The sequence below is a fragment of the Candidatus Pelagibacter sp. HIMB109 genome (genome assembly GCF_052048155.1).
Lineage (GTDB): Bacteria > Pseudomonadota > Alphaproteobacteria > Pelagibacterales > Pelagibacteraceae > HIMB114.
This window is the reverse complement of the sequence record NZ_JBNAIK010000006.1, coordinates 64,099-77,938: the sequence shown is the minus strand read 5'-3', so window position 1 is coordinate 77,938 and position 13,840 is coordinate 64,099. Positions and strand designations below refer to the sequence as shown.

Here is a 13,840-nt window from a genome sequence, read left to right as displayed (position 1 = left end):
TAATAAAAAAAAAACCAAAAAGAAAAAAATTAAAAAGATAAAGACTATTCAAAAACCATCTTTTTTCGAAAAATTAAAAGAAAAAGCTTATGAATATTTTAGACGCCTCAAAATAAAATTTCTTATTTATTTAGAAAAATTAAAAATCAAACAAACAAAAAGAGATATTCAAAATCTTGAAAGGCTTTTGAAACAAGAGCAAAAATTTGCTGAAAAAAAACAACGAGATCGTGAAAAATTTAGACTACAACTTATCAAAGATATAAAGCTCGAAGAGCGAAAGAAAATTTATCAGCTTAAAGATCATTTATGGAAAGTTGGAGATCGATTTGCTGTAATACGCCAAAAATACCTAGAATATCGTCAAAAAATCAGGGAAAAACAACTTGAAGAATTAGAAGTTAGAAGGAAAAGTAGAGAAGAAGCAAGGGCAATTTTAGAAGCCGAGAAAGCTGAAAACGCACTTAAACAAAAATTAGTCGAACGTTTAGAAAGATTTTCAAGAAACATGAAATCAATCGTTTTTCAGATTAACAAAAGATATATTACTAAAAAAAGATCACCTTTAAGATTCATAGATAACATTTCAGAGAGTGGAGAATGTTTAATTCGAAATGATGATGCTCCCACAGATAAAGATTATTTAATATTATTATACGTCGAAGGAGAGGATGTAACTCAACGTCTAAAAAATCCTATCTGTCTAGATGATAAGACTGATATTGGAAATGCTAAAAACTTTCAGCCTAAAGATATTTTTGAAGCGTCCGATTATATTATTGATCGTTTGGCGGTTATGTTTGATAAAGAGAGAAAATTAAAAAAATAATTATCGAACTGTTGTTTTTACAGTTCCTAAAGATTTAATTTGGCCTTCAAATAAACCTTTTTTAAGTATCGGAACAACACCAACTGTTGAACCGGTAAATACATAAAAATTCTTATTTATAGTGACCTTGTCTTTTCTTGCGCGATTAACTAACCAAACTAGTGATTTTAATGGGCTATCATAAACTGCCTTTGTATTTCCATTAACTGTTTGACCACTTTTTTTATTAAAAAGGGCAGTTGGCAAATTATTAAATTTTAATTTTTTATATTTTTGCTTTTTTCCAATAATAAATTTTACATTACAACCAAAGTCAGCAGTCAAATCTCCAAGACAAGACACACCTTTTTTTCTTTGTCTATATCCAACAAGCTCAATACACGGTCCCATACCATCAATATAACGCCCAATATTCTTTTCTGTAATTTTTGATTTTGACTCTAAAACATTCTTTTTAAGAAAATAAAATACTTCAAGTTCAATTCCAAAAGTGTTTTTTGAAAGCTTTACTTTAGAATTAGTTTTAACAAGATTTTTTTTAAAAATAGAAGCATAAAAAGGCTCTTTCTCTTTCCATTTTTTTAGCATTGCTTTTCCAGTACCACCCGCCTTGAAACCAATGACTGGACTTTTAATCAATTTTTCCGACGCAACTCTTAATAAATTTGCATTTTTTGTATTTTTGCAAAACTTAGAAGGTAAAGGGGCTATAAGCGAATTAGTATTAAAGGCTTTTGCTAATTTTTTAGATAGTGTTGCTAATTCTTTTTGCATTGGGTGGTATGTTTAAGCTTGATTAAAATTTAAATCAATTACTTTTTTAATTTAGATTTCCCCTTTTTACTTAGTTTAGCTCTCTTATTAAATTTTTTATCTTTTCTTGATTTTCCAGAGTAACGTTTACTCATTAATCTCTAAAATTAGTAAATTCGACAGGTTGGCCAATATCAATATTTTTTATAAATTGCATTACTTCTTGAAGATCATCCTTCTTTTTGCCGTCTGCACGTAGTTCGTCACCTTGTATTTTGACCTGAACTTTTATTTTAGTTTTTTTAATTTCCGCAATAATTTTTTTAGCAGCTTCTTGTGATATTCCCTCTTTAATTTTTATAATCTGTCTTTTTGATGACCCTGATGCTTCAACAGCTGTTTGAATATCAAAAATTCTTGGATCAATTTTTCTTTTAACTAAATGACCTTTTAGTAAATCATTAACTTGTTTTAATTTTAAATCATCAGGAGCAACTACAGTTATCGTATTTTCTTTTTGGTTTGCTTCAATGACAATATGCAGGCCTTTAAAATCAAAACGTGTTGATATTTCACGATTACAATTTGAAATCGCATTTGTTAATTCTTGTTGATTTACTTTGCTAATGACATCAAATGAAGGCATATGGACTTATAACATAATATAATTATATAAAAAAATACATTATGAAAAAACAGTACGATTTCATTGTTATTGGCGCTGGTTCTGGAGGCGTGCGTTTTGCAAGACTAATGGCTGGCACTGGTAAAAAAGTTTGCATTTTGGAAAACAGTCGTGTTGGAGGCACATGCGTAATAAGAGGATGTGTACCTAAAAAATTATATGTTTATGCTTCTAACTTTAACGACCAGGTAATTGATGCCAAGACTTATGGTTGGAGTGTTGGAAAATCAAATCATAGTTGGAAAACTTTAGTACAAAAAAAAAATAAAGAAATCTTAAGATTAAATAAAATTTATATTAAAAATTTAAAAAAAGCTGGTGTTGAAATAATCCAAGATCATGGGTCATTTTTATCGTCAAAAAAAATTCTGTTAAAAAGAGGTAAAAAAATTATTAGTGCTAAAAAAATAATAGTAGCCACAGGTTCAAAACCAAATTATCCAAATATTCCAGGGTCAAAAATTGGTATTAGTTCAGATCAATTTTTTGAATTAAAAAAATTACCAAAAAATATATCAATAGTTGGCAGTGGTTATATTGCATTAGAATTTGCGTTTTTGTTGAAAAATTTAAATTATGAAGTCAATTTAATTATAAGAAAAAAGACAGTTCTTAATGAATTTGATCCAGATATTGGAAAACGTGTTTTAGAGTATGCTGTAAAAAAAGGAATAAAAGTTTTTAACGAAACTTCATTAAAAGAGATTAAAAAATCCGGAACAAAAATCAATATTGTTACTAATAAAAAAACAATTAAAACAAATTTATTAATTTATGCAATCGGAAGATCGCCAAATGTAGATAGTCTTAATTTAGAAAATACAAAAACTAAATTAGATAAAAAAAGAGCAATTAAAGTTAATAATAACTCAAGATCAAACGACCAGTCAATTTATGCTATTGGCGATGTGACTAATCGAAAAAATTTAACACCAGTTGCTATTAGAGAGGCAATGATTTTATTTGATCATATTAGGGGCAAAAAACCTCAATTAACATTAGATTATAATAAAGTCGCATCTGCAATCTTTACTCAGCCAGAAGTCGGATCAATTGGATATGGGGAAAATGATCTTATTAAACTGAAGAAAAAGTATAAAATATTAACTACTGAGTTTGGTCCTCTCAAGTACTCTTTTATGAAAAATAAAAAAAGCAAAGTATTTATAAAGGTTATGTATGATCCAAGATCAGAAAAAGTTTTAGGTTTAATTTATATTGGAGAGAGTGCAGCTGAAATTATTCAATCATTGGCAATTGCCTTTCAAAAAGGATTGTATCTTAATGATCTAAGACAGACTGTCCCTGTTCACCCTACATCATCTGAGGAATTAGTTACAATTTTTTAATTTTCCAAAATTTTTTTGCAAGTCTCATGAAGAATGGAGTGCAAATTAACTAATTGCTCGAAATTATGGTTATATCCTCCTCCAAGGACACCGCATAAAGGTATATTTCTTTTAAAAAAATTATTAATGACTAATTCTTCTCTTTTTCTTATTCCAGTTTCAGTAATATTTAATTTACCTAATCTATCTTCAAAATGAACATCTACTCCAGCGACGTAAAAAACAAAATCAAATTGAAAGTGCCCAATTTTTTGAAGTAATTGATTCACAACATTAAGGTATTCTTCATCTTTAATTCCATCTTCAAGCTCAATATCTATATTACTTTTTTGTTTTTTTGATGGATAATTTTTTTTAGAATGAATACTCACAGTGAAAACACTGTCATCACTTTCGAAAATTTTAGCAGTTCCATCTCCTTGGTGCACATCCAAATCTAAAATTAAGATTTTTTTATATTTATATTTTTTTTTTAAATAACTAGTAGCAACAGCAACATCATTAAAAACACAATAACCGTTGCCTTGATTTGAAAATGCATGATGAGAGCCACCGGCAGTATTGCACGCTAGCTTATGTTTTACCGCAAGTTTTGAAGCCAGAACGGTACCACCTGTTGCAACAAAAGATCTTCTTCTGACACTTTTAACTAGTGGAAAACCAAGTTTTCTAATTTCATCTTTATCCAATGATAAATTGTTAATTTTATTAACATATTCCTCAGAATGAACATTTAATAGAGTTGGTACGGAAACCTCATCAGGCTCAAAAGTATTATGCGTTGTCGCTATATTTTTTTTTCTAAGTAACTTTATTAATTCACCAAATTTTTTAATTGGAAAACGATGATCGTCTCCTATTTGAGCAACATAATCAGGGTGATTTATAATTGGTAACATTATAATGCTGCTTCATTCATTAAGTGGTCTGCAAAAGCAAAAGATGCTGACCAAGCAGGACTTATAGCATTAAGTACATGAGTTGTATTTTTTTGATTAATGACAACAAAATCATTAACAAGATTTTTACTTTGAGGATCAAAGATTTGAGAGCGTATACCTACTTTTTGATCAGACAATTCAAGATCATCTGGATTAATATTATCAAACATTTTTTTTATTTGATTAAAAAAACCACGTTTTGTTAACAAGGATAATTCTTCTAATGCTAAAGTGCGAAGTTTGTTTTCATTAAAGATAATTTTTTTACTAAAGTTAAAAATTAAACTAATACTTTCTTTAAGATTATCTCCTAAAATTCCATTATATTGTTCACGCCCAAATACTGGCGTTGAGCTTGGCCCAATATAAAAATCTCCATGTCGATTATGTGAAGAATGCAAACCTAAAAATGGATATCTAAGATCTGGAATGGGATAAACTAAATGGTTAAGTTTAAAACTTTTGTTCGTAATTTTCCAATATTTTCCTTTAAAAGGTAAAAAGCTGTAACGAAATTCTAGGTTAGAGTTTTTAGCGATTTCATCTGCAAATAAACCGGCGCAATTAAAAATATGCCCAGCTTCAATGGTGTTATTTTGAGTAAATAGTTTTTGTTCACTAATTTTTAAAATCTTAGAATTATAATTAATTTCAACATGCATTTTTTTTAAATTTTCAATCAATGATTTTGAAACTTCTTTAGGATCTGCAACAGAGGTAAATGGCACATGCAAACCATATTCAAACTGACAATTCGTATTGGGCTCTATTCGTTTTATCTCTTCATTTTTAATTTTATTAATTTCAACACCATTTTTTTTGGCTCGATTAAATAAATTTTCTAGATTTGAATAAGAGTATTCTGAAGTTGGAAGTAGTAACTTGCCACACTCATTAATCCAAAGATTTTCAGATTTAATATATTCTTTAAGTTCTTTCACGCCTGTCACACAAAGATTTGCTCTCAAAGATCCTGGCTCATAATATATTCCACTATGAAGAACACCGCTATTTCTACCTGAGCCATGAGAGATGGAATTTGGTTCTTTTTCAAAAATAACAATTTTAGAGTTATTAAATTTTTGTTTTAATTTAAAAGCAAGTGTTAACCCAATTATTCCACTACCAATAATCGCAAAATCGTATTTCATTCGTTTTTAAAAAATATAAAATAAGGTTATGGATATTTTTAAAAAATTAACAATACTCACGTTAATATTCTTTACTACCCAATGTGCTTACGTTGATAAAGAAATCTCTAAATCTCAAGAAAAAGAAAAATCTATACTTGAACAATATCTTGGAAAAAAGAGCTCATCATTAAAAGAGCGACTAGGCGAGCCTACTAATATTATTTTTAATTCTCCTTATAAAATTTATGTTTATAAGAAAAGCCAGTTAATCATAACTTGCGAGAGAAGATTTTATATTAATCCAAAAAAAGATATTGTTGAAAAATTCGACAGTCAAAATTGTATTAATAAGTGATCAACAAATCCTATTTAAATACGGTTAAAGAAGTTACCGATAAAATTATTGATTTAAGAAAGAAAAGAAAAAATATTTTTTGTTTAATCTCTGGTCCTCAAGGATCAGGCAAAACTACATTTTCATCTCATGTAAAAACTGAGCTACAAAAAAATAAGCTAAAGGTGCTTGTCTTATCCATTGATAATTTTTATTTAGGCAAAGAAGATAGGAAAAATTTATCTAATAAAATTTCAAATCTATTTTTAACTAGAGGTGTACCAGGTACCCATAATCTTAAATTATTAAAAGAAGTTCTAAAAAAATTTAAATCTAAGAAAAAAAATAAATTTAAATTACCATTATTTTCCAAAGGGCATGATGATGTTTTAAAATCAAAATTTATAAATCTAAATTTTCCATATGATGTTTTTATTTTAGAAGGATGGTGTGTCGGTTATCAGGGGAGTACTATCTCAAGATTAAAAAAACCTGTAAATCAAATGGAAAGATTATTGGACAAAAATTTGAAATGGAGAAATCATGTGAATCAGGTGAGCAAGAAATATGCATCTTTGATTTATAAAAAATCTGATTTTTCAATCTTTTTAAAAATCCCTTCATTTAATCAAGTTTTTTATTGGAGAAAAAAACAAGAGCAACAAATTCCAAAAAAATTGAGGATGAATAATAATCAACTTAAGAAATTTATAAGTTTCTATCAAAGAATTACGATGGATTTATTAAAAGATTATAAAAAATGTTTTAATAGTTTTATTCCAATAGACTCTAGGCATAATTTTGGAAGGTATAAAATATTGAAATGAAAAAAGTAAAAATCTTAGATGATAGCCAAAATGAAATTGAGGTAGATATAAAATCTTTCTATCAGCATTTAAAAAAATATCACTCTACAGGTGAATCTCTCCATGAAGAGCAGGGTCATTATTTTACAGTAGACGAGAAATTTAGAAAAAAAATTAAACAACTACTTGATTCAAATTCATAAAAAATATACAAACTCGATGTCGATTTGAGACAGCTTGCGGACTAAGATACAGCTAAAGCGTACTACCCAAAAGCTTAGATAATCATTTTGACTAAAATGAATAACTAAGGAGAAACAATGACAACAGAAAGCAAAAATCCAGAGACAATAGGTCTTCATGGAGGAACTTTTAGAAGAGACGAAAGTCAAACTTCTGTAGCAGTTCCAATTCACCAAACAACTTCATTTCAGTTTAATTCTGCAGAACATGCTGCAAATTTATTTGGTCTAAAAGAGTTTGGTAACATTTATACAAGAATTATGAATCCAACCAATAATGTGTTGGAGGAAAGAGTAGCTGCATTAGAAGGTGGAGTTGCTGGCTTATGCGTAAGTTCAGGTCAAGCAGCGTCTGCATTTGTAATTCAGAATTTATGTAATGCAGGTGATAACGTAGTTGCTTCAACTGATTTATATGGTGGAACAGTAAACTTATTTAACAATACTTTAAAAGCTATGGGCATTGAAGTTCGTTATGCAGATCCAGCTGATCCAGAAAATTTTAAAAAAGCAGTTGATGATAAAACAAGATTATTTTATGCTGAAACTCTTCCAAACCCATCTTTAAGAGTTTTTCCAATCAAGGAAGTTGCAGATATTGGAAAGCCACTTGGCATTCCTCTAGTTATGGATAACACAGCTTGTCCCGTAATTTGCAAGCCAATTGAACACGGAGCAGCAATTGTTATGCATTCACTTACTAAGTTTATTGGAGGACATGGAAATAGTATTGGTGGAATTATTGTAGACTCAGGTCAATTTGATTGGTCTGTTAATAAAGATAGACAACCAAATATTTGGCAACCTGATGCATCTTATCATGGTGCAGTTTGGGGAGATGCAGTTCCACAATTAACTGGCGCTAATATTCCTTTTATTATCAGAGCAAGAGTTGTTTTATTAAGGGATCTTGGTTCTGCTATTAGTCCTTTTAACTCTTTTCAAATCATTCAAGGATTAGAAACAGTAGCTTTAAGAATGAAGCAACATTGTTCTAATGCTGAAAAGGTAAAAGACTTTTTATTAAAACACTCTAAAGTCGATAAAGTAATTTACTCGTCTCTTCACGAAGGTGAAATAGGAGATAGAGCGAAAAGATACTTCAAAGGTGGAAATGGTGCTTTAATGGGTATCGAGCTTAAAGGTGGATTAGAAGCAGGTAAAAAATTCATTGATAATCTAAAAATGCTTTACCATGTTGCAAATATTGGTGATGCAAGATCTCTTGCTATTCACCCAGCAAGTACAACTCACTCGCAGTTAAGTGAAGCAGATATGCTCAAAGCTGGTGTAACACCAGGTTATGTAAGATTATCAATTGGTATCGAGCATCCAGATGATATCATTGCTGATTTAGATCAAGCATTAAAAGCGTAAGTTTGATTAATTTTTAAAAGGCCGTAATATTAATTACGGCCTTTTTTTATGAATAAAGATAATCTAGTAGTTATTGTTGGTGGAACAGGAGCGATAGGAAATGCTATTGCTAATGAATTAGAAAAACTTGGGTTTAAAGAAGTTTTAAAAATTGGAACCAAAACTAATCCCTCAATCGATTTTAATGATGAAAATACAATCATAAAAACTACAGAGTTTATAAAAAACAAAAATAAGCCAATTTCAATTTTATTTGATGCAACAGGAATTCTGCATCATGATGACTCAATGCCAGAAAAAACTCTAAAAAGCATCGATATTAATTTTTCAAAAAAAAACTTTTTAATCAATTCAATTGGACCAGCGCTTTTAATTAAGCATTTTGTTCCTTTGCTTGATAGTGAAAATAAATCAGTTTTTGCAACTTTGTCAGCTAAAGTTGGATCAATCAGTGATAATGGTTTTGGTGGATGGTATTCTTATCGCGCTTCTAAAGCAGCTTTAAATCAACTGATAAAAACAGCATCGATAGAAATGAAGGTAAAAAATAAGCAGGCAATATTTTTAGCTCTTCATCCTGGAACGGTTAAATCAAATTTATCTCAACCATTCCAAAAAACTAATCTTAAAATTCAAGAACCAGAAGAGTCTGCAAAACACTTAGTTAAAATTATTAATTCTGTTGATCAATCTCAAACTGGAAAGTTTTTTAATTGGGATGGATCTGAGTTACCTTGGTAATTACTGAATAGTAATTCTATGCATTACACGGTGTGCATTAAAATCATTTACAGGATTGTGAAGTACTGAATAATTTGACCATAAGGCTAAACAATTGGGCTCCCATTCAAAACCATAAATAAATTCATCTTTAGTTTGATGTTCAACTAATTCTTTCATTAATTTTTTACTCTCTTCATCATCAACATCGCAAATTTTAATTGCATGGCCTGGTGACAAATAAAGAGATTTTTTTTTATTTCTTTCATTTTCTTTAATAATATTATGAATTGCGCTAAGTGATTTTGGATCAATTCCTGTTCCTTTTTCTTTTACTCTATTATTTCTTGTTTTTGAAATTGGACCATCAGCACTAAAGACTGCTTTCAAATCTTTTAATTTTTCTTTCATGCTATCATCAAGAGTTTCGTAACTTCTATATTGGGATGCAAAAAGAGTATTTCCTTTACCTTTTTCAGGAGTTTTAACCGAATATAACATGGTAAATCTTGGTGGCTCTTTTGTGTAAGTAGAATCTGTATGCCAACCTTCTCCAAACATAATTTGTTCATCTGGTTTTTTTTCAACAACAGTAATTTCAGGGTGGCCTTCTAAACCTTCAAGCATCGGATATTCAGCTAGAGGACCAAATTGTTTTGCAAACTTAATATAAGTTTCTGAATCTAATTTTTGATTTCTAAAAAAAACTACACCGTATTCAGCTAATGCATCTTTAACATCTTCTATAATGTCATTATTAAATTTTGACAATTCAGCTTCGATGATTGCGCCGACGTTATTTTTATTAGGAGTAACTTTAATATGATTGTACATGTTATTATTTAACTATGTTGACTATATAAAGTCAATTGATACAAAAATTAGCAGATGTTTAGAATTATATTTATTTTTATAGTATTTTTATCCTTTCCTAGCTTTGCGGAAAAGAGATTAGGACCTGATGATTACAAAGAATTAGTAAATTTAGGCTATAATAAAAAAGATGCATACGCGGACGATTATTCGAAAACTAAAGCGTACTGGTTTAAGCTTCAAGAGCACTTAGAAATAAAACCTAAATATTTAGCGTTATTGTCACAAAAAATGACAGTTAATGGAAAAGAAACTGTCAACCAACATATCTACAATAGCAAACACCATTTTTTTGGAGATAAAAAATCAAAATGTGTCGGTAAAAAAGGTTTAATCGTCGGTCCATTAAATTTACAAAAATGTAATTATTTAAAACCTAAAATTGTAGATGATGCAGATTTACCAAAAGATACTTTTATAAATATGGCTTTAGATCATTGCAATGAAACTAAAGTCAAGAACTTAAAAACAGAAGACGGTAAAGAATTAAAAATTTCTGATACAAAAAAATGTTCTATAAAATTTATAAATTTTTCAAAGTATGAGTTTGCCAAAGTTCTAAAAGAAGTTGGCAAAGATATAGACCGTCCAAAAAAAGAAAAAAGCAAATCTTCAAAAAATGTAAATTTAGATAAATATAAAAAACAATGTGAGGATTTAGGTTTTAAGCCAAAGACAGAAAAATTCGGTGAATGTGTATTAAGGTTACTAGAGGCAGCTAACTAGTTATTAGCAATATAAGATTTTAATTCAGAATATTCCTCACACTTACAATTTTCTAATTTTACCAAAATTAAATTAGCTTTATCTTTTCTTTTTGTATCGACATAGAGTTCTCCTAAGTATTCTAGGGCTCCTTTGTGATTTGGATCAATTTTTAAAGCTTTGTTATAATTTATTTCAGCGTTTGAAAGGTCGCCACTTTTTCTCAAAGCAAACGCATATTCATTCAAGATATCAGGATCCTGTTGATATTTATTTTTTTGTAAAATTTCCTCTAACAGTTTTACAGCTTCTGAATAATTTTCTTTTTTAATTAGTTTTACAGCTTTTTTATACGCTCTTGGTTTAACAACAGTATTGTCAGCATCACTTCCTGCGGCATAAGCGTTGAGTGATAAAAAAAAGGACACTAAAAGGACTAAAAAAGTTTTCATAAACACCCATATATACTAAAATTTATCAATGGAAAGTATTTATAAATCTGATGTTGTTATAGTTGGCTCTGGAATTTCCGGATTAATGACTGCGATTTCATTATACCCTAGAAAAGTAACTTTAGTGACGAAACGTAAACTTGGGGAAATGTCATCCAGTGCGTGGGCGCAAGGTGGTATTGCGGCAGCGGTTACAAAAGAAGATAGTCCAAAAAAACATTTTGAAGATACTTTAAAAGCCAGTTCCGGTTTAAGCAATGAACAAGCTGTGAAAGTTATTACTGATGATGCTTTGGATATAGTTAAATTTTTAGAAAAAATTGGAGTAAGATTTGATAAAGATAATGATGAATTTACATTATCTAAGGAAGCTGCGCATTCTTATAGAAGAGTGTTAAAAATTAATGGAGATCAATCGGGTAAATATTTAGTCAGTCACCTCATCGATTATGCAAAACAACAAGGGCATATTACTTTTGTTGAAGATGTTTCTGTCGATCACATCATTCAAAAAGATAATAAGTGTCACGGGATAATGGGGCATATTCATAAAAATGAAGTTGCTGATAATTTTGTATTTTTCCAGTCACCTAACATCATTCTTGCAACTGGAGGATTAGGAAGCATTTACGCTCATACGACCAATCCTAGAGATGTATATGGAGAAGCAATTGCCATGGCTGCCCAAGCTGGCGCAAAACTTGTCGATCTAGAGTTCGTTCAATTTCATCCAACAGCTTTAGATGTTGGAATTGATCCAGCGCCATTATTAACAGAAGCTATAAGAGGAGAAGATGCTTTTATTGTTGATGAAAATAATCATCGATTTGTATTTGATGACAATGATTTAGGCGAGCTCGCTCCTCGTGATATTGTATCAAGATCAATTCATAATCATAAGCTAAAAGGTCATTCCACTTTTTTGGATTGTAGACATTTTAAAATTGATTTTAAATCAATGTTTCCTACAGCTTCATATTATTTAAAACAGGCCTCCATTGATCCAACGAAAGATTTAATACCTATTATACCAGCTGCTCATTATCATATGGGTGGTATCAAAGTTGATATTGATGGAAAAACAAGTGTTGAAGGGCTATGGGCATGTGGCGAATGCAGTTCAACAGGAGCACATGGTGCAAATCGTTTAGCAAGTAACTCTCTTTTAGAAGCATTTGTCTTCTCAAGACGAATTGCTAATAAAATAAATTCAGAACCTCCAAAACAGAGTTACAAATTAATTAATATAGAAAATTATATTCCTAAAGAGAAAACAATAAGCAAAATTAGAGCCAAGAAATATATATGGCAACTAAGATCTGCAATGAATAAATTTGTTGGAGTAGAAAGAAATGAATCTACTTTAAACCAAGCATTTGTAGAGTTTCTTCGAATAGAAAGAGAAGCAGATAAGTTATCTGCAAAGTTAAAAGATATGCTTCTTGTGTCCAAACTCATTACTTATGCCGCACTAAAGAGAAAAGAAAGTCGTGGTACTCATTTTAGAACTGATTATCCAAGCCAAAATAGTCAATTGCTTAAAAGAAATATTTTTGAGCAAAATGATTTAGTTGATTACTTAGATAAAAAATTTAAAAAAGCCGTCTGATTATGGGAAGAACAGTTTATTTAAACGGCGAGTATCTTGATGAAGCGCAGGCAAAAGTTTCAATTTTTGATCGCGCTTTGCTATTTAGTGATGCATTGTATGAAGTAACCTCAGTATTAGATGGTAAGTTAATTGATTTTAAAAATCACATGAAAAGACTTGACCGATCAATGACAGAGTTAAATTATCCAAAATTATTAGACCATAAAGATCTTGAATTATTTCATAGAGGATTAGTAAAAAAAAATAACTTGAAAGAAGGTGTGATTTATCTTCAGGTTTCACGTGGTGTAGCTGAGAGAAGTTTTGATTTTCCAGATAAAAAAACAGAGTTGACAGTTTCTGCTTTTACTCAAGTAAAAGACTTATTAAAAAATGATGCAGCTTTAAAAGGAATTCAAGTTATGACGACTGATGATATGCGATGGGGTCGTTGTGATATCAAAACAGTTCAACTTTTATACCCTTCATTTGCAAAATCTTCTGCAGTTGAAAAAGGTTTTGATGATGCTTGGATGGTTAGAAACGGATTTATTACTGAGGGAACATCAAATAATGCTTGGATAATTAGAAAAGGTACTGTGATTACAAGGCAGTTTGATAATTTAATATTAAGAGGAATTACGAGAGAAGCGGTCATCGAATGTGCAAAAGAATTAAATTACAAAGTAGATTTTAAAAATTTTACAATTAACGAAGCACAAAGCGCAGATGAAGCGTTTGTAACAAGCGCTACAACTTTTGTTACACCTGTAATTAAAATCAATCAGTCGACAATTGGAGATGGAAAACCAGGAAAATTCACTAAATTGTTGCGTGAAAAATATATCGAAAAAGCTAAAAAAATAGCGATTTAATTAAATCTAAAGACTCGTATTGGGTGAATTAGGATATTTTTTGATTCAAAAAATAAACGAATACGAATATGGATTAATTGTGTGCTTGAGTTTGCTCACTTCATGTCCCCTGTTAGTTAAATTTAAGCACACCAAAACATTCAATATCATCAAATCAACTATTCCGTTTTTAGAT

At 29.8% G+C, this 13,840-nt stretch carries 15 protein-coding genes and 1 pseudogene; 10 read left to right on the top strand and 6 right to left on the bottom strand.

Annotated features, from left to right (window positions below; genetic code table 11):
• Positions 1–829 (top strand): annotated as a pseudogene (locus tag ACTTAQ_RS04930) (hypothetical protein); the annotation flags it as partial.
• Here the strand turns inward: ACTTAQ_RS04930 and ACTTAQ_RS04925 are convergent.
• Together ACTTAQ_RS04925 and ACTTAQ_RS04920 are read right to left on the bottom strand one after the other, a co-directional pair.
• Positions 830–1,603, bottom strand: a complete 774-nt coding sequence (locus tag ACTTAQ_RS04925) for a fumarylacetoacetate hydrolase (RefSeq protein ID WP_440696078.1) — start codon at positions 1,601–1,603, stop codon at positions 830–832. It abuts the pseudogene before it with no gap.
• 133 nt (positions 1,604–1,736) lie between these two features.
• Positions 1,737–2,228, bottom strand: coding sequence for a YajQ family cyclic di-GMP-binding protein (locus ACTTAQ_RS04920; RefSeq protein ID WP_440696076.1), 492 nt, complete (start codon positions 2,226–2,228; stop codon positions 1,737–1,739).
• Positions 2,229–2,269: 41 nt separating this feature from the next.
• Between ACTTAQ_RS04920 and ACTTAQ_RS04915 the strand changes: the two genes are divergently transcribed.
• Positions 2,270–3,616 (top strand): FAD-dependent oxidoreductase, encoded by a 1,347-nt coding sequence (locus ACTTAQ_RS04915; protein ID WP_440696074.1) that lies wholly within the window; start codon positions 2,270–2,272, stop codon positions 3,614–3,616.
• Here ACTTAQ_RS04915 and ACTTAQ_RS04910 read toward each other — a convergent pair.
• Both ACTTAQ_RS04910 and lhgO read right to left on the bottom strand, forming a co-directional pair.
• Positions 3,613–4,515: a histone deacetylase family protein gene (locus tag ACTTAQ_RS04910; RefSeq protein ID WP_440696072.1), complete on the bottom strand. Its 903-nt coding sequence runs from the start codon at positions 4,513–4,515 to the stop codon at positions 3,613–3,615. The two genes, ACTTAQ_RS04915 and ACTTAQ_RS04910, sit on opposite strands and share 4 nt — an antisense overlap.
• Positions 4,515–5,708 (bottom strand): L-2-hydroxyglutarate oxidase, encoded by a 1,194-nt coding sequence (gene lhgO, locus ACTTAQ_RS04905; protein WP_440696070.1) that lies wholly within the window; start codon positions 5,706–5,708, stop codon positions 4,515–4,517. The genes ACTTAQ_RS04910 and lhgO overlap by 1 nt, the downstream gene beginning before the upstream one ends.
• Positions 5,709–5,736: 28 nt before the next feature.
• On the opposite strand from lhgO, the gene ACTTAQ_RS04900 reads away from it, so the two are divergent.
• The 5 genes from ACTTAQ_RS04900 to ACTTAQ_RS04880 all read left to right on the top strand — a co-directional run bounded on the left by ACTTAQ_RS04900 (position 5,737) and on the right by ACTTAQ_RS04880 (position 9,190).
• The gene (locus ACTTAQ_RS04900; RefSeq protein ID WP_440696068.1) at positions 5,737–6,045 is read left to right on the top strand and encodes a hypothetical protein; all 309 of its coding nucleotides are present in this window, start codon (positions 5,737–5,739) and stop codon (positions 6,043–6,045) included.
• Positions 6,042–6,851 carry a uridine kinase gene (locus ACTTAQ_RS04895; RefSeq protein WP_440696066.1) on the top strand — a complete coding sequence of 270 codons (810 nt, stop codon included), beginning with the start codon at positions 6,042–6,044 and terminating at the stop codon, positions 6,849–6,851. Before ACTTAQ_RS04900 ends, ACTTAQ_RS04895 begins: the two co-directional genes overlap by 4 nt.
• On the top strand, positions 6,848–7,033 hold the full coding sequence (locus ACTTAQ_RS04890) for a hypothetical protein (RefSeq protein ID WP_440696064.1): 186 nt from the start codon (positions 6,848–6,850) through the stop codon (positions 7,031–7,033). Before ACTTAQ_RS04895 ends, ACTTAQ_RS04890 begins: the two co-directional genes overlap by 4 nt.
• A gap of 117 nt (positions 7,034–7,150) precedes the next feature.
• On the top strand, positions 7,151–8,449 hold the full coding sequence (locus ACTTAQ_RS04885; protein ID WP_440696062.1) for an O-acetylhomoserine aminocarboxypropyltransferase/cysteine synthase family protein: 1,299 nt from the start codon (positions 7,151–7,153) through the stop codon (positions 8,447–8,449).
• Positions 8,450–8,497: 48 nt separating this feature from the next.
• A complete protein-coding gene (locus tag ACTTAQ_RS04880) occupies positions 8,498–9,190 on the top strand; it encodes an SDR family NAD(P)-dependent oxidoreductase (protein WP_440696060.1) in 693 nt (230 codons plus the stop codon).
• Here the strand turns inward: ACTTAQ_RS04880 and ACTTAQ_RS04875 are convergent, their stop codons facing one another.
• Positions 9,191–10,003 (bottom strand): TauD/TfdA dioxygenase family protein, encoded by an 813-nt coding sequence (locus ACTTAQ_RS04875; protein ID WP_440696058.1) that lies wholly within the window; start codon positions 10,001–10,003, stop codon positions 9,191–9,193. It abuts the gene before it with no gap.
• Between the two features lie 54 nt (positions 10,004–10,057).
• Here ACTTAQ_RS04875 and ACTTAQ_RS04870 point away from each other — a divergent pair, with 54 nt between their 5' ends.
• On the top strand, positions 10,058–10,768 hold the full coding sequence (locus ACTTAQ_RS04870; protein ID WP_440696056.1) for a hypothetical protein: 711 nt from the start codon (positions 10,058–10,060) through the stop codon (positions 10,766–10,768).
• On the opposite strand, the gene ACTTAQ_RS04865 is transcribed toward ACTTAQ_RS04870, so the two are convergent.
• Entirely contained in the window at positions 10,765–11,199 is a 435-nt protein-coding gene (locus ACTTAQ_RS04865) for a tetratricopeptide repeat protein (protein ID WP_440696054.1), read from the bottom strand. The genes ACTTAQ_RS04870 and ACTTAQ_RS04865 overlap by 4 nt on opposite strands.
• 28 nt (positions 11,200–11,227) lie before the next feature.
• Between ACTTAQ_RS04865 and ACTTAQ_RS04860 the strand changes: the two genes are divergently transcribed.
• Together ACTTAQ_RS04860 and ACTTAQ_RS04855 are read left to right on the top strand one after the other, a co-directional pair.
• On the top strand, positions 11,228–12,808 hold the full coding sequence (locus ACTTAQ_RS04860) for an L-aspartate oxidase (protein ID WP_440696052.1): 1,581 nt from the start codon (positions 11,228–11,230) through the stop codon (positions 12,806–12,808).
• A gap of 2 nt (positions 12,809–12,810) precedes the next feature.
• Positions 12,811–13,665, top strand: coding sequence for a D-amino-acid transaminase (locus tag ACTTAQ_RS04855; RefSeq protein ID WP_440696050.1), 855 nt, complete (start codon positions 12,811–12,813; stop codon positions 13,663–13,665).
• Positions 13,666–13,840 lie beyond the last annotated feature (175 nt).